Genomic DNA, 15599 nt, shown 5'->3' on the forward strand with positions numbered 1-15599 from the left:
CCACTATTTACTCTAGCAGTAACTAGTGGATTTTTTTATGAATGACTAAACTGCAAATTACTTAAATTTTTATAAATTCCATTTTCTATGGCAATTAATTCTTGATGGGTTCCTTTTTCGGTAATTTGTCCTTGGTCTAAAACCAAAATTTGATCCGCACTACGAATCGTTGATAAACGGTGCGCAATAATGATGCTTGTTCTTCCTTCCATTAAAATTTCTAGAGCTTCTTGAACTAATTTTTCACTTTCGCTATCTAAAGAGGAAGTGGCTTCATCCAAAATCAAAATACTTGGGTTTTTGAGTAAGGCTCTTGCAATCGCAATACGCTGTCTTTGACCTCCAGAAAGTTTAATTCCTCTTTCTCCGACCACAGTTTCAAATTTTTCTGGGAAACCTTGAATGAATTGTAATGCGTTGGCTTGTTTAGCGGCCAACATAATTTCATCGTCGGTAGCATTGGGTTTACCGTAAGCAATATTTTCTTTGATGGTTCCTCCAAACAGAATTACATCTTGAGGAACAATGCTCATATTGCCTCGCAAGGCTTCTAAATCATAATCCAACATATTTTTGTCATCTATAGTAATGCTACCGCCTGTGGTATCATAGAAGCGCAATAACAAAGAGGCAATAGTTGATTTTCCTGCGCCACTCGGACCAACAATAGCAATTTTTTGACCTGATAAAGCGGTAAAACTTACTTCTTTTAAAACTTGAATTTCTTTACGAGAAGGGTAGGTGAAGGCAACATTTTTAAATGAGACATCTCCTTTTATTTTTGGAAAATTTTGATTTTCGGTGCTATTGATTTCTTCCGGAATTTCTTCTAATAATTCAAAGACACGTTCTGTAGCTCCAATGGCTTTTTGCATTTGTGCATACAATTCGGCTATGCCACCAGAGGAAGCGCCAACATAACTCGAATAAAGAATAAAAGTAAACAGTTCACCCACCGTGATTTCGCCCGCAATGCTTAATTGTACGCCATACCAAACTACTGCTACTATTGTTCCGAACAAACAAACAATAATAAAAGAAGCAAAATAGCCGCGTAATTGTCCACCTTTTATAGCCACTTTTACGACTTCTTTAATTTTTGTAGTGTAGCGTTCAATTTCATACCATTCGTTGGCAAAGGCTTTTACTATGCTAATACCTTGCATCGTTTCTTCAACCACTACTTGGCTTTCGGCTACTTGATCTTGAACTTTTTTAGAATACTTACGAATAAATCTACCAAAGAATACTGCTGCAACACCAACTAGCGGAACAACTGAAACCATCATTATAGTCAGCTTAATGTTGATACTGGCCAACATTACAAAACTTCCTATAATCAGAATGAATTGTCGTAAAAATTCAGCTATAGTGGTAGTTAAGGTATCTTGAATTTGACTAATGTCGTTACTGATTCGGCTATTCAATTCGCCCACACGTTTTTGAGAGAAAAAAGACATTGGTAGTTTGACCAAATTAGTGTAAAGAGCTAATCTAACATTGGCCAAAGTGTTTTCGGTAAAATTCACAAACAGTGAGAGTCTGAAAAAGGAAAAAATAGATTGTAAAACCAGAACCAATGCTAAACCTAATGCAATTTGATTAGCCAATGCACTATCTTTTTTATTAACGCAATCTACCAGCATTCCCATGAACTTTGGGAAGGCGAGAGCAGTGACACTTGTTAGTAGTAAGAATAGTAATCCGAGGTAAAATTTCCAAGTATTATTGCCTGCATATTTAAAAATTATTTTGGCTTTATTTATTGACGAGGCTGTGATTTTGGCTTTCGGTAAATCGTTTTCTTTAAATCTTCCCATTGTTTTTAATTTATGTTTCAAATGTACCATTATGAAAATGGAATTCAAAAAAATAATGAACTTAGTGTTTGAAACTAAAATGCTGTACGTGAGGTTTTAATGGAATTAGGTTTGATTTTTTTAATTTTTTTCAAAAAAAAGCCTTGCAAATACGAATTCTAGGTGTATATTTGCACACGCAATCGGGCGATTAGCTCAGCTGGTTCAGAGCACCTCGTTTACACCGAGGGGGTCGGGGGTTCGAACCCCTCATCGCCCACCGATAAACTCCTTAAGCAATTAAGGAGTTTTTTTTTTTTTTCTTCTATTTTGCATTTTTAGGATCAAGACGTAATTCAGGGATCAAGACGTAATCTCTTCGAAGAATCCTTTTGAGCTCAATTTTGATTCTCGATATTCTTTAGGTATCGAATTAATCTCTTATAAATACAGATGCAGTGTTTAATCCTCTTTTTTATAAGAAGTGAGTTCAAAGCAGTCTACAATTATCTCAGGTAATAACAACTTAAGATATTGATAAAAGAAGTTTGTATTAGGGTATATATTGTAAATATAAATATCTAGATTTTAATATTTCACCATAGCAATTGTTATTAAATTAAAATAAAAAAAAGCGATTTGAACTACTTCAAATCACTTTTTTTTGTTGATTAGTGTTGTAAGATTAGATTCTAAAATTTCCTCCTATAGCAATAATTCTTTGAAAAAAGAAAAAGTCTTGTGAGGCTTTATCTTCTGAACTTACGGTTGTTCTAATATCATTCATATTAATATAACCTCCTTTTAATTCTCCTTGAACATAGAAATATTTAAAGAAAGTAATGTTTAAACCCGCTTTTACTGAAGTTCCAAAACCTGAAACATGAAAATCATCATGGCGTTCCTTTCCTAGTAATTTGGTATTAGTTTTTGGATATAATAACCCAAAACCAATTCCTTCTGTTAAGTTAACTTGAATTTTATCGGTATTTCCAATTTTGAATAACTTAGAAATGTCATCATGACGAGAAACTTCAGTATTGATATAATTTAAACCATCCGTGTGTTCGTAAGTTAAAAATTTTTCGTCAGTAAAGTTAACGGGAGTGTTATTGTAAGTACCATTAAACACTGACCCAGCATCTGTTGCTGGAAGATTAATAGTTCCTGTTACATTAGCCGTTTGATCTTGTGTCATGACATATTTCATGTGATCTACACCAATAGCCACACTATAATGATCGGAGAAAAAATACCCTAAACGCAAATTTGTTTGTGGAATCGTCATTCTACCAGGATTAACGTAATCTATATGCCAGCCTTTGGGCTTATCCTGAGCTTTCATGTCCGCTATGGTAAAATGATAATCTTTACCCGTAAAGGTAACATCAGATTTGGTATAAGATTCTCTGTTTCCTCCCCATGAAATAAAGAATTTACCTTTATTGTGTGCCGTGTAGCGAGTATTGTTATTTTCTTGTGCTATTGTAATTGTAGTCGTTAAAAAAGCAATTACTATATAAATTGAGTTTTTCAAGATATAAAAATTAAAAATGATTGATGGTTTGTCTAATAGCTACTAATTTGGTCATTAAAGCTTCAAAATAATCTAAATGTAACATGTTTGCACCATCACTTTTTGCATTCGCTGGATCAAAATGAGTTTCGATAAAGATGCCGTCTACACCAACTGCTATTCCAGCTTTGGCTACAGTTTCAATCATATCAGGTCTTCCGCCAGTTACACCCGCTGTTTGGTTGGGCTGTTGTAAAGAGTGTGTTACATCTAAAACAGTAGTAGCATATTGCTGCATCGTTGGAATTCCTCTATAATCTACAATCATGTCTTGGTAACCAAACATGGTGCCACGATCGGTAACCATTACATTTTCGTTTTGGCAATCCAAAACTTTTTGAACCGCATGCTTCATGCTTTCTGGGCTCATGAATTGTCCTTTTTTTAAGTTTACCACTTTACCAGTATTGGCAGCAGCAACCACCAAATCAGTTTGTCTTACCAAAAAAGCAGGAATTTGTAGTACATCTACGTAAGCAGCAGCCATAGCCGCGTCTTCATTAGTATGAATGTCCGTCACTGTTGGAACACCAAAAGTTTCTGATACTTTACGAAGGATTTTTAAGGCTTTTTCATCTCCAATTCCAGAAAAACTATCAATTCTAGAACGATTGGCTTTTTTGAAGGAACCTTTAAAAACGTAGGGAATTTGTAATTTGTCTGTGATACTAACTAATCGATCAGCAATACGCAAGGCCATTTCTTCGCCTTCAATGGCGCAAGGACCTGCTAGAACGAAAAAATTACCACTATCGGTATGCTTAATTTGCGGGATATGATGTATGTTCATTTTTTTAAATTTTGTGTGCAAAGGTAATTAGCTTTTACGATTTTTGATTATAAATAGCGTGTAAAATAATGTATGTAGAGTTATTATTAAGAAAGTCTTAAGTTTTGAATCAAATTCAGCTTAATTTTTCTTCAATGTTAGTCCCATTGGAACCATCAAATACCCTCTCTCGTAGATGTTTAAATATAACAAGATTGGTTTTTTTTGGCCTTCCCATTTTATTTCATAAACATCTAGAAATCCAGCGCCCATTTCGGTGTTTTTCGAAGGAAAAGGACAACAACTTTCCAGTTTCGAAAAAGTGATCGCTTCCCCATTTGGTCCTGCTAAAGCCTTCAAAAAGCGCTGCTGATTAATTGCATCGTCTTTTGTGCCTCGATAAAAGATATTAATTGGGTAATCTTTATCATAGCCATACTTTTTGTCTTTGCTGTAAGTGGTAATCACAAATGTGTTGTTTTTAGAAAGTTGGGGTACAGGTGCATTGTTGTCAACATTTTGAAGCGTCGATTTTGTACTAATACATGAAGTAAATAGTAAAACACAGGTCACTAATAAACTGATTTTTTTCATAGGAGTGAAATTTATTTTTTATTTTACAATAATAGTACCAACTTTAAATTAAGATTTCCAGCAAATATAAAACTTTTGAGAAGTTTATTTCTAGTATAATTAATCATGTTTTTTTGCTTTGTGACACAACGCACACAAAAGAGGAAAAAGGATAGTATATTTGCAAAAAAAATAAATGTAATTTATGGATTTTATTTCTCAAACTTGGGCTTGGTATGTTTCTGGTTTTATCATCGGATGTATTATGCTTCTTTTGGTTTATTTTGGAAAAACATTCGGTATGTCTTCTAATCTTCGATCCTTATGTACCTTGGCTGGTGCAGGAAAAAAAGTAGCTTTTTTTAATTTTGATTGGAAAGCTTCTCGCTGGAATTTAGTAGTGGTACTTGGTGCAATGTTAGGTGGTTTTGTGGCGGTACTTTATATGAGCGCTCCAACCAACGTAGCAATCAATCCCCAAACGGTCGAGCAATTGGCAACATTAGGAATCGATGCTCCTGATGGGAAATTAGTGCCCGATGCCCTTTTTAGTAGTGCGGTTTTTCAATCTCCAAAAGGAATAGCGCTATTGCTTTTAGGTGGTTTTTTAATTGGTTTTGGCTCTCGTTATGCAGGCGGTTGTACCTCAGGACATGCTATTACAGGCTTGAGTAATTTGCAACTACCTTCGCTAAAAGCAGTAATTGGATTTTTTATTGGAGGATTAATTATGGCACACTTGCTGTTGCCTTTACTTTTAAAATAATTAAGTTATGATCAAAGCATTAAAATATCTTCTCGTTGGATTTTTATTCGGGATTGTTTTAACGAAATCCGAAGCAGTTTCTTGGTATCGTATTTACGAAATGTTTCATTTTCAATCCCTTCACATGTATGGAATAATTGGCGTTGCTGTAGCTACTGGATTAATTGGGATGCAAGTGGTGAAACGTTTCCAAATCAAAAACATAAAAGGCGAACTTATGCAGGTAGAAGACAAAGAAAAAAGTTCTACACGCTATTGGATTGGAGGAATTCTTTTTGGTTTAGGATGGGCTTTGGTAGGCTGTTGTCCTGGCCCCATTTTTATATTATTGGGTGCAGGATTTTTTCCTGTCGTTATTGTGCTTTTAGGAGCACTTTTGGGAACTTTTGTTTATGGATTGATTATGGATAAACTTCCTCATTAGCAATTAATTCTATTGGAAATCTAAATGTAATTTTGGTTAAAAGCAGAAAAAAAGTAGTCTTTTCTAAATTGAAAGGACTACTTTTTTTGGTTTAGTCGAAGTACTCCCGATACTATAAGGTATTGTGCTAAAATGTACGTACTCATAATCCAAAAGCCAGCTCGTGGTAAGGCTTGATAGAATTTATTGAAGGCCAGAATACTATCCGAAAGTACAAAGAAAACAGCTCCTACTATGATGAACTGAGCAGCTGGTTTTTTCCAACTCAAGCTTCTTTTGTAAGCAACAAAAAGCATTGTTGTAATTACAACGGCATACACCATAACGGGTATTTGCAAAGGCCCTAATTTCGGAAACAAAAGACTAACCATTCCAAAGAAATAACTCAAAATTATTACAAAACCCAATGCTAAAGCGCCTTTGTTTATTGGATTTTGATTTTTATCTTGTCGTAAAAAAAGAAAAATATATAACAAATGAGACAATAAAAATGAAACCAATCCTACTATGAAATAGATTTCGGCTTGGTCGGCAAATAGCAAAATGATGTCTCCAATCCAAGAAAAAATTAAAGCAATTAGGAGAGGATTTTTTGTTTTAAATTCAGATGAAACAATGACGGCTAGTAGCAAAAAAGGCAATAAAAAGGGTTTTAAATACCAACTAATACCTTCCAAACCTACAAAAGGGAGTACTAAATAGATTGCACTAAAAACAAGATAGCTTTTTAGAATATTTTGAGGTTTCATAGCAGCAATGATTTTTTATCGCATGCTTTGCGAATGATGAATGTAAGATTAAGGGATAAGTGTATTTATGCGATAGCTAATTTTTCTTTTTCGAAATTAATAGCAACAAAGTAAATACTCATACTAAGCGAAAGCACGAAATAGCCAATAAGAAGGTAAGTACTACCAGACCACACATCAGACGAGCCAAACCAATCACCATAAAAACAAAGGACTCCCATCGCATAAATAAAACGAATGCTTTCCCATAGGATACTGATTTTTCTGGTATCCATTAATTCAGTATAGCTATAAACTGTTACAAAAATAAAAGCGCCGTAAACAAATACATGCGGCAAACCAATTACGCCAATGGAGTTATACATATAGGTAATCAACAATAAAGTAATCAAAGCCTGAAAAATCGACCAGTACATTAGTTTTTTAGAATGTCTTGTGTCATATTTTTCAAAGTTGTACACATCGCTAATTTTAGTAACGGGATATTTTTCTTCAAAATTTTCGGGACGCCAACCTGTAGGTTTGAACCAAATGGTGAGTTTGTCTTTCCAGTTTTCAGCACGCCACGCATCCGAAATCAACAATCCTAAATGCTGAAAATTAATTCTAATGGGGTTCCAAGTTTGTGCTGGTCGGGTAATCCCAAAAACAGGAGGCACTGCATCCAATTCTTCTTGAAAAGTGCCAAAGAGTTTGTCCCAAAAAATAAAGATTTGGGAATGATTCTTATCGATATATTCTTGATTGATGGCGTGATGCACTCTATGGTGAGAAGGTGTAACCAAGATTTTTTCTAGAAAGCCCATTTTTTTGATGTGTTTGGTATGGTACCAAAATTGTAAAAACAAATGAATGGGTAAGGTAACTGCAATTACGACTGAGGGAACTCCCAAAACTGCTGCTGGAATCAATAAAAACGTAAAAAGATTGACAAAACTTGAAATGGTTTGGCGCAACGCACAGGCCAAATTGAATTCCTCACTACTGTGATGAATAGCGTGTTTGTTCCATAAAAAATTAATTTGATGCGCCCATCTGTGGGACCAATACCCATAAAAATCAATAGCGATAAAAGCAATGATATATGCCCAAACATTGGCTTCTAGGTGAAAAAAGGCTAGGTGTGATTCTAACCATCCATAAGTTAGTATGGAAATACTAATTCCTAAAACATCCTTAACCGAATTGGTCATTCCAGCACTGACACTAGACACGGTATCCATGTAAGGAGCGGTGTCTTCACCTTTAAAATGGCCGTAAATTTTTTCGATTGCAATAAGCAGTAAAAAGATAGGCATTACAAATACCAGAATTTTCCCGTATTCTTCCATAATCAACTATATTTTTGCCAAATATATAAAAAATATAAAGCAGTAGTATCAATTGTGTTGATAATGCTGCTTTTTTATGAAAGTTTTTTTATTACACTATTTCAGCGCTTAACCCCGCTGCCAAAAGTTTGGTACATTGTGGTTTTAATTTGTCATAAGGGCCAGTTTTAACGGTACACTTGCCATTATAATGAATGATTAATGAGCATTGTTCCGCTTGTTCAGGGGCGTGTTCGCATACTCGAATTAAAGTTTCAATGACGTGATCAAAGGTGTTTACATCGTCATTGTATACTATAATTTCATTGTTGAGCCCCAATAATTCCTTTACACTGACTTTTTCTCTTGCTTTTTCTTTAGTACTCATAATAGATATGTTTTGATACTATAAATGGTTTAAATTTTTTGCTTAACATATTTAAGGGAAACCCAATTGTTTCTTTGTAATTTTTTGAAGAAAGTCAATCCTTTTTCAATGCAAGACGTGTCTATGAATGGAACGTCTTCTTCGTAAAAGCCACTAAACAAAATAATTCCATTTTCATTTAAACAGTCGACATAACTTTGCATATCATTTAATAAAATGTTTCTATTGATGTTGGCAATAATCAAATCATATTGTTTTCCGGCAAGTAAAGCGGCATCTCCTTCATAAACTGTAATGTGTTCACAATTATTGCGTTCCGCATTTTCTATTGAGTTCAAATAACACCAATTATCGATATCTATTGCATCAATAGGTTGAGCTCCTTTCATCTCGGACAAAATGGCCAAAATAGCGGTTCCGCATCCCATGTCTAGTGTTTTTAATCCCGCAACATCCATGTCTAGTAAATGTTGAATCATCATGTGAGTCGTTTCGTGATGACCGGTACCAAAACTCATTTTCGGTTCGATGACAATATCAAATTCGGCATTGGTTTTTGGGTGAAAAGGAGCGCGAACGTGACAGTTTCCGTCTACATCGATAGGTTCAAAGTTTTTTTCCCATTCTTCATTCCAGTTGATTTGTTCGATTTCTTCGAAGGTATAGCTAATCTTAAATTCATCGGATTGTAGAATAAAAATACCGTCTAGAATATTTTCGTCCCAAAGGTCTTTTTGAACGAACGCATCTATTCCTGTTTCGGTTTCGGTAAAGCTTTCGAAGGCTTTTTCGCCCAACTCGGCAATTAGAATTTCTGAACCTAATTCTTTGGGTTCAATACTAAAATGGTATCCTATGTAACTATTTGACATGTTTTGTTTTTTTTGCAAAGTTACTATTTCTGTAATGATGGTGCGTTAAAAATATCAAAAAGCTATTGTGTTGTTGAATACGAATGAAACCAAAAAAGCACCATTGCCGCTCCTTAGCCTTGATCGCAGCGGCATCCTTTGTCTTTTTTCTTTAAAAAGACAAAGATACAGCGGAGAGCAAGAACGATGCTGGCAAATATGCCTTTTGTTGGTGCTTCTAAAAAGTAAAAGCCTTGACTTTGTTGTATTTAGTAGTCGAGGATGTATCATTGCTGTTAGCCTGATGAAAATCCTTGGTTTTGCTAGTTTTTTTTCGGGTAATTTTGACAGTTTATTTTGGGTTTAGACTAGCTTTTACTACTGTTTTTTGATTAATTTAGCACCACAAAAAAAATAAGAGAATGATTTCAGAAGCACAGTTTGAACAAGAGCTACAATTGTTTATTGTCAATGGTATTCGTGAAGATGTTGGCCCAGGTGATTATAGTTCCTTAGCTTGTATTCCGTCATCGGCTGCGGGAAAAGCAAGATTGCTAGTAAAAGAAGATGGGATAATTGCAGGTGTAGCCTTGGCAACAATGATTTTTCACTATGTTGATGCTTCCTTACAAATAGAGACCTTTATACAAGATGGAACGCCTGTGTGTTATGGTGATGTGGTTTTTCATGTGTCTGGTAGTTCGCAATCTATATTAAAAGCGGAGCGTTTGGTTTTGAATACCATGCAACGAATGTCGGCCATTGCGACAAAAACCAACAGTTATGTTCAATTATTAAAAGGTACTTCAACTCAAATTTTAGATACTCGTAAAACTACTCCGGGTTTTCGTGCTGCCGAAAAATGGGCGGTAACGATTGGTGGTGGTGTAAATCATCGTTTTGCATTATACGACATGATTATGCTAAAAGATAATCATATTGATTTTGCAGGAGGCATCACAAAAGCTATTGCTAAAACTCAAAACTATTTGAAAGAGCATAATTTGGATTTAAAGATTATTGTAGAAGCTAGAGATTTAGCCGAAATTGAGGAAATCTTGCAATCAGATGGCATTCATCGTATTCTGATCGATAATTTTAATTTTGAAGACACACGCAAAGCGGTTGCGTTGATTAACGGAAAGTGCCAGTCTGAATCTTCTGGAAATATCAACGAAACTACCATAAGCGAATATGCTGCTTGTGGAGTTGATTTTATTTCTTCTGGAGCGTTAACACATTCGGTGTATAATATGGATTTGAGTTTAAAAGCCATTTGATTACATAAAAAAAAAGATATATTCAAATGACCCCAACAAATAAAGTTCCTTTTGAAATTCAGCTCAAAAACCGCATCAAGAAAAACGTCTTGGTTAGCAAGTTTATTCATTTTTTACAAAACCGAAAATTACTTTGGTTAGAAGAAGTTTCATTGTATGATTTTTTACGTTCTTATGTACTAGGTATTTTGAACGGTAATTTGTCAGTAAGGACAGGAGCTATTGCCTTTAGTTTCTTTATGGCTTTGTTTCCTTTTGCACTTTATATTTTGAACTTAATTCCATTCATTCCAATTCAAGGGTTTCAAACTGATTTTTTGCGCTTTGTTGAGCAAAGTGTGCCACCTAATACCTATGATGCTATTGCTGGAATTATTAATGATATTTTAAATAACAGTCATTCAGGATTGCTTTCGTCTGGATTTATTTTGTCCATTTTTTTAATGGCTAATGGTCTTAATGCTATTCTTGGTGGTTTTGAAGAATCAAGACATGTGATAGAAAAACGAGGATTTATTGATCAATATATTGTAGCTATAGGTATGTCAATTTTTCTATCTTTCTTATTGCTTTTTACGGTAGCGATTATCGTAGTTTTTGAGGTTTTTATCCAAAAATCAAAGATTCAAGATGTGTTGAACGATACCATTTCGCTAATTCAACTCGGACGTTATTTGTTTCTTTCCTTAATGATTTTGTTTACCACTTCTATTTTGCTTCGATTTGGAATCAAACAACGGCATAAGCCTAAATTTATTTCTGTAGGCTCTGTTTTTACTACTATTTTGATCATTGTTTCTTCCTATGGCTTTGGGATTTGGGTAGTCAAATTTTCCAAATATAACGAGTTGTACGGCTCTATTGGTACACTTTTGATCCTCATGTTTTACATCTGGATTAACTGTATGTTGCTCTTGCTTGGTTTTGAGCTCAATGCAATTATTCAGTCCCATCGCAACCAAATAAAATCAAAAAAAACGATATAGTTGTATTATAAATAAGATAAACTGTTTTATTTTTGAATAAATTTGAAATACCAAAAGACCCTTTTTACAAAGTATAGAGTGTTCTTTTTGGATCTATTTGCTTCGCCAGTTCGCGATGCTCGTGTCCTGCTGTACGCTATATCTTGCTCGGCGAACCCCTCCAAGCAAGGATGCCGCTTCCATCAGGGCTATAAAAAAAATAAAAAAACCAAGAAAAAAATAACAAATGAAAAAAATTGTTCTATTAGCAAGTGTCTTATGTTTTGCAGTAGTAACCACTGCTCAAAGTCAATCTGTAATTGGAAAATGGAAAACCATTGATGATGAAACTGGTAAACCAAAATCTATCGTAGAAGTTTATGAAAAATCCGGAAAGATTTTTGGTAAAATTGTAGATATTTTAGATCCACAAAAAAAAGACAAGCTATGTACTGAGTGTACAGGTGATGAAAAAAACAAACCAGTATTGGGAATGGTTATTATTAAAGGTCTTCAAAAAGATGCTGAAGAATACAATGGAGGTTCAATTACAGATCCAGTGACGGGTAAAAAATACAAATGTTTCATCACATTAGAAGGAAAAGATAAATTAAAAGTTAGAGGCTATATTGGTTTTGCATTAATGGGAAGAACCCAATATTGGCATCGAGTAAAATAGTATTTTACCATTACGGTACTGCCCTTGTAACTCCATTTTTCAGATGCTATTTTGAAATTGTAGTTATAAGGGTATTTTTTTTTATTATTTTTGAGCCAAAGACCAAAAAGTAATTATTCAAAAATTGTCGCTTGACAAAATCCCAAATCACATGTTCTTCGTTGAAGTAATTTTGCCCTTAGCCTTAGCTAAAACCTTTACCTATCAAGTCTCGGAAACCGAATATCATTTCATAAAAAAAGGAATGCGTTTGGCGGTGCCTTTTGGTAAAAGCAAAATTTATACTGCGATTGCAGTCGAACTGCATCAAAACAATCCGGTTTTGTATCAAGCGAAAGAAATTCATCAGATATTAGATCACGAACCTATTGTGACCTCAATACAAATTGATCATTGGTTTTGGATAGCTACTTATTATATGTGTAGTATTGGTGAAGTTTATCGCGGTGCCATGCCTAGTGCTTTACTTTTGGAGAGTGAAACTGTGGTTACTGCTCAATCGTCATCTGTCGTTGATGAAATACAACTTTCAGATGAGGAGTATTTAGTGTATCAAGCATTGCAGCAACAAAGTTCATTAAAAATTGATGATATAATTGCCGTACTAAATAAAAAAAATGTTTTTCCAATTATTCATAAGATGATTGATAAAAACATATTGGTTTTGCAAGAAGAAATATCTGAGAGCTATAAACCAAAGTTGGTGCGCTATATTCGTTTGCATTCACAATATAATTCTCAAGATGGTTTGGCTGCTTTGTTGGAGCAATTAAAAAATGCTAACAAACAAAAAGAAATTGTGCTTCAGTATTTTCAATTGAATGCCTCAGACAAAAAGCCAATTCCTGTCAAAAAGTTGATAGAATCAGCAAAGGTAACTTCGGCAACTATAAAAACATTAATTGATAAAGGAATTTTTGAAGAATATTTTGTTCAACAAGATAGAGTTTTGTATTCAGGAGAAGCATCTTCCAAAGTTTTGCGTTTAAGTACTTCGCAACAAAAAGCTTTTGATGCCATTCAAAATCAATTTTCTCAAAAAGAGGTGTGTTTACTTCATGGTGTTACTGCAAGTGGGAAAACGGAGATTTATATTAAATGGATCGAAGAATTTTTAGTCAAAGGAAAACAAGTATTGTATTTATTACCAGAAATAGCATTGACAACACAATTGGTTGGTCGATTGAGATTACATTTTGGAGACAAAGTGGCTGTTTTTCATTCAAAATATAATAACAACGAACGCGTAGAAGTCTGGCAGCAGGTTTTGAATAATTCTGAAAAGGCTCAAATTGTAATAGGAGCTCGATCAGCTTTATTTCTTCCTTTTCAAGAGTTAGGAGGTATAATTATAGATGAAGAGCATGAGCAAACTTTTAAGCAAACCGATCCAGCGCCTCGGTATCATGCTCGCGATGCAGCTATTGTTTTGGCCAATTTTCATAAGTCCAAAGTACTTTTAGGATCTGCGACACCAAGTTTAGAGACCTATTTTAATGCTCAATCTGCAAAATACGGATTAGTTACGCTTAAAGAACGCTTTGGTAACGGGCAAATGCCTGTTGTGGAATTGGTAGATTTGAAAGATAATTATTTCCGTAAACGAATGAAAGGTCATTTTAGTGATACTTTAATCGGAGAAATAAGTAATGCGTTATCTTTAGGAGAACAAGTGATTTTGTTTCAGAACAGAAGAGGTTTTTCTCCTGTGATTGAATGTATGACGTGTGGGCATATTCCCCAATGTCCTCAATGCGACGTGAGTTTAACCTATCATAAATTTAAAAATCAGTTACGATGTCATTACTGTGGGTACGTTATGGGAAAACCTACCAATTGTTATTCATGCTCTAGTATTGATTTGACTACAAAAGGTTTTGGAACGGAGCAAATAGAACTTGAATTGTTGTCTTTGTTTCCTAATGTTAAATGTGGTAGAATGGATCAAGACACCACAAGAGGAAAGTACGGTTTCGAAAAAATTATCGATAGTTTCAAAAATCAAGAAATTGATATTTTGGTCGGTACCCAAATGTTAGCCAAAGGGTTGGATTTTGATAATGTGAGTCTAGTCGGAATTATGAATGCCGATACGATGCTTTATCATCCTGATTTTAGAGCTTTCGAGCGAAGTTTTCAAATGATGACACAAGTAGCTGGTCGTTCTGGACGTGCAGAAAAACAAGGAAAAGTGATCATTCAGACTTATAATCCGTTGCATAATACCATTCAACAAGTCACTAGAAACGATTTTGAAGGAATGTATAAAGAACAATTATACGATAGACAGATTTATAAATATCCTCCTTATTATAGATTGATAAAGGTTACCTTAAAACATCGAGATTTTGATAAACTCAAAGAAGGAGCAATGTGGTTGTATCAAGTAATGAGCCAATCCTTGGTTATGCCGGTTTTGGGGCCTGAGGAACCTGCTATTAATAGGATCAGAAATGAATATATCAGGACTATCATGATTAAAATTCCTCAAGATAAACCTATTGGTAGTACAAAAAAAACTATTCAAAAAATACTGAATAGTTTTGAAGCCGTTGCTCAATATAGAGCTATTAAAGTCGGAGTTAATGTTGACTTTTATTAGCGAAAAAGTTTTATGACATTGACAATGCTTTCACGAGATCCTCTTTTTTGTTTCTGCTTAATGGAATTTTTGTTACACCAATTTCAGCAAATTTACTGTTGAAACGATCGATTTTGTCAATATTCACAATATACGATTTATGAACACGTATAAATTTATCTTTGCTTAAATCATTTTCAAAAGATTTCATAGTTGAAAGTACTAAATTGCTATCTTCTTCAGTAACCACTCTTACGTAATCTCCATAAGCTTCTATCCATTTAATTTTGGAAGTAAAAACTTTTAGTTTTTTTAAATTACTCTTGATAAAAATGTGTTCGCCTTCTTCTTCTTTGTTTTCATTTCTTAGTAAATGCAAGTCAATAGCTCTCTTTACTGAGGCGTTAAAACGTTCTAGGGCTATGGGTTTCTGTAAATAGTCGGTTGCATCATAATCAAAAGCTTTCATTGCGTACTCTGCTTTTGATGTGATGAAGATAATCTGTGGTTTGATTTTTAATCCATCCAAAAAATCAAATCCATTGATTACAGGCATTTCAATGTCTAGAAAAATCAAATCTACGGTATGTATAGATATACAGTTTTTGGCTTCAATAGCATTTGAAAAATCGCCAATCAAATGTAAATGTTGATGATTATTAACTAATTTAGCTATGATCATTCGTTGGATGGAACTATCATCAACAACAACACAGTTTAGTTTCATAATTAGGCTATTTAAAAATTTGGTTAGGTAAATATATTTTTTTTTATTACGCAAAACAAATTTGTTGTAATAAATTTTGCACTTTATCGATTAATTAAAAAAAATGGTTTGCGGAATCAAATAAAAAGTTTACTTTTGCACCCAATTTAACAAATAAATATA

The 15599-nt window shown here is 34.1% G+C and carries 15 protein-coding genes and 1 tRNA gene; 7 read left to right on the forward strand and 9 right to left on the reverse strand.

The genetic code is table 11. From position 1 onward, the window contains the following. Positions 1-35: 35 nt before the first annotated feature. On the reverse strand, positions 36-1820 hold the full coding sequence (locus O9307_RS00355; protein ID WP_298294018.1) for an ABC transporter transmembrane domain-containing protein: 1785 nt from the start codon (positions 1818-1820) through the stop codon (positions 36-38). Between the two features lie 184 nt (positions 1821-2004). Between O9307_RS00355 and O9307_RS00360 the strand changes: the two genes are divergently transcribed. After that, positions 2005-2079: transfer RNA gene (locus tag O9307_RS00360), tRNA-Val, on the forward strand. 405 nt (positions 2080-2484) lie between these two features. Here O9307_RS00360 and O9307_RS00365 read toward each other — a convergent pair. The 3 genes from O9307_RS00365 to O9307_RS00375 form a co-directional block, all read right to left on the reverse strand. Beyond that, positions 2485-3318 carry a hypothetical protein gene (locus tag O9307_RS00365; protein WP_298294464.1) on the reverse strand — a complete coding sequence of 278 codons (834 nt, stop codon included), beginning with the start codon at positions 3316-3318 and terminating at the stop codon, positions 2485-2487. Positions 3319-3346: 28 nt separating this feature from the next. Then, the gene (gene kdsA, locus O9307_RS00370; RefSeq protein ID WP_298294021.1) at positions 3347-4165 is read right to left on the reverse strand and encodes a 3-deoxy-8-phosphooctulonate synthase; all 819 of its coding nucleotides are present in this window, start codon (positions 4163-4165) and stop codon (positions 3347-3349) included. A gap of 120 nt (positions 4166-4285) precedes the next feature. Continuing rightward, positions 4286-4738, reverse strand: coding sequence for a 2-dehydro-3-deoxyphosphooctonate aldolase (locus O9307_RS00375; RefSeq protein WP_298294024.1), 453 nt, complete (start codon positions 4736-4738; stop codon positions 4286-4288). A 184-nt stretch (positions 4739-4922) separates the two neighbouring features. On the opposite strand from O9307_RS00375, the gene O9307_RS00380 reads away from it, so the two are divergent. Next, a complete protein-coding gene (locus O9307_RS00380; protein ID WP_298294026.1) occupies positions 4923-5483 on the forward strand; it encodes a YeeE/YedE thiosulfate transporter family protein in 561 nt (186 codons plus the stop codon). A gap of 10 nt (positions 5484-5493) precedes the next feature. Further along, positions 5494-5907 (forward strand): DUF6691 family protein, encoded by a 414-nt coding sequence (locus O9307_RS00385; protein WP_298294467.1) that lies wholly within the window; start codon positions 5494-5496, stop codon positions 5905-5907. 77 nt (positions 5908-5984) lie between these two features. Here O9307_RS00385 and O9307_RS00390 read toward each other — a convergent pair whose 3' ends face one another. The 4 genes from O9307_RS00390 to prmA form a co-directional block, all read right to left on the reverse strand. After that, complete coding sequence (locus tag O9307_RS00390; RefSeq protein ID WP_298294029.1) at positions 5985-6656, reverse strand: lysoplasmalogenase; 672 nt, start codon at positions 6654-6656, stop codon at positions 5985-5987. A 65-nt stretch (positions 6657-6721) separates the two neighbouring features. Continuing rightward, positions 6722-7987, reverse strand: coding sequence for a sterol desaturase family protein (locus O9307_RS00395; protein WP_298294032.1), 1266 nt, complete (start codon positions 7985-7987; stop codon positions 6722-6724). Positions 7988-8078: 91 nt separating this feature from the next. Continuing rightward, positions 8079-8354, reverse strand: coding sequence for an ATP-dependent Clp protease adaptor ClpS (locus tag O9307_RS00400; RefSeq protein ID WP_298294035.1), 276 nt, complete (start codon positions 8352-8354; stop codon positions 8079-8081). A 29-nt stretch (positions 8355-8383) separates the two neighbouring features. Then, positions 8384-9226, reverse strand: coding sequence for a 50S ribosomal protein L11 methyltransferase (prmA, locus tag O9307_RS00405; RefSeq protein ID WP_298294038.1), 843 nt, complete (start codon positions 9224-9226; stop codon positions 8384-8386). A 401-nt stretch (positions 9227-9627) separates the two neighbouring features. Here prmA and nadC point away from each other — a divergent pair, with 401 nt between their 5' ends. The 4 genes from nadC (at position 9628) to priA (ending at position 14731) form a co-directional block, all read left to right on the forward strand. After that, complete coding sequence (nadC, locus tag O9307_RS00410) at positions 9628-10485, forward strand: carboxylating nicotinate-nucleotide diphosphorylase (RefSeq protein ID WP_298294040.1); 858 nt, start codon at positions 9628-9630, stop codon at positions 10483-10485. Between the two features lie 26 nt (positions 10486-10511). Then, positions 10512-11471, forward strand: a complete 960-nt coding sequence (locus O9307_RS00415) for a YihY/virulence factor BrkB family protein (protein WP_298294043.1) — start codon at positions 10512-10514, stop codon at positions 11469-11471. A 226-nt stretch (positions 11472-11697) separates the two neighbouring features. After that, the gene (locus O9307_RS00420) at positions 11698-12129 is read left to right on the forward strand and encodes a DUF2147 domain-containing protein (RefSeq protein ID WP_298294046.1); all 432 of its coding nucleotides are present in this window, start codon (positions 11698-11700) and stop codon (positions 12127-12129) included. A gap of 151 nt (positions 12130-12280) precedes the next feature. Further along, positions 12281-14731 carry a primosomal protein N' gene (gene priA / locus O9307_RS00425; protein ID WP_298294048.1) on the forward strand — a complete coding sequence of 817 codons (2451 nt, stop codon included), beginning with the start codon at positions 12281-12283 and terminating at the stop codon, positions 14729-14731. A gap of 10 nt (positions 14732-14741) precedes the next feature. Here the strand turns inward: priA and O9307_RS00430 are convergent, their stop codons facing one another. Then, a complete protein-coding gene (locus O9307_RS00430) occupies positions 14742-15437 on the reverse strand; it encodes a LytTR family DNA-binding domain-containing protein (RefSeq protein WP_298294051.1) in 696 nt (231 codons plus the stop codon). Positions 15438-15599 lie beyond the last annotated feature (162 nt).

Source organism: Flavobacterium sp., assembly GCF_027531905.1.
In the GTDB taxonomy this organism is placed as follows: Bacteria; Bacteroidota; Bacteroidia; order Flavobacteriales; family Flavobacteriaceae; genus Flavobacterium.

Bases quoted from the DNA above. Each gene is read 5' to 3' on its own strand.
- kdsA (WP_298294021.1), bottom strand. From the start codon at position 4,165: ATGAACATACATCATATCCCGCAAATTAAGCATACCGATAGTGGTAAT.
- O9307_RS00390 (WP_298294029.1), bottom strand. From the start codon at position 6,656: ATGAAACCTCAAAATATTCTAAAAAGCTATCTTGTTTTTAGTGCAATC.
- O9307_RS00355 (WP_298294018.1), bottom strand. From the start codon at position 1,820: ATGGGAAGATTTAAAGAAAACGATTTACCGAAAGCCAAAATCACAGCC.
- priA (WP_298294048.1), top strand. From the start codon at position 12,281: ATGTTCTTCGTTGAAGTAATTTTGCCCTTAGCCTTAGCTAAAACCTTT.
- nadC (WP_298294040.1), top strand. From the start codon at position 9,628: ATGATTTCAGAAGCACAGTTTGAACAAGAGCTACAATTGTTTATTGTC.
- prmA (WP_298294038.1), bottom strand. From the start codon at position 9,226: ATGTCAAATAGTTACATAGGATACCATTTTAGTATTGAACCCAAAGAA.
- O9307_RS00395 (WP_298294032.1), bottom strand. From the start codon at position 7,987: ATGGAAGAATACGGGAAAATTCTGGTATTTGTAATGCCTATCTTTTTA.
- O9307_RS00415 (WP_298294043.1), top strand. From the start codon at position 10,512: ATGACCCCAACAAATAAAGTTCCTTTTGAAATTCAGCTCAAAAACCGC.
- O9307_RS00420 (WP_298294046.1), top strand. From the start codon at position 11,698: ATGAAAAAAATTGTTCTATTAGCAAGTGTCTTATGTTTTGCAGTAGTA.
- O9307_RS00430 (WP_298294051.1), bottom strand. From the start codon at position 15,437: ATGAAACTAAACTGTGTTGTTGTTGATGATAGTTCCATCCAACGAATG.
- O9307_RS00380 (WP_298294026.1), top strand. From the start codon at position 4,923: ATGGATTTTATTTCTCAAACTTGGGCTTGGTATGTTTCTGGTTTTATC.
- O9307_RS00400 (WP_298294035.1), bottom strand. From the start codon at position 8,354: ATGAGTACTAAAGAAAAAGCAAGAGAAAAAGTCAGTGTAAAGGAATTA.
- O9307_RS00375 (WP_298294024.1), bottom strand. From the start codon at position 4,738: ATGAAAAAAATCAGTTTATTAGTGACCTGTGTTTTACTATTTACTTCA.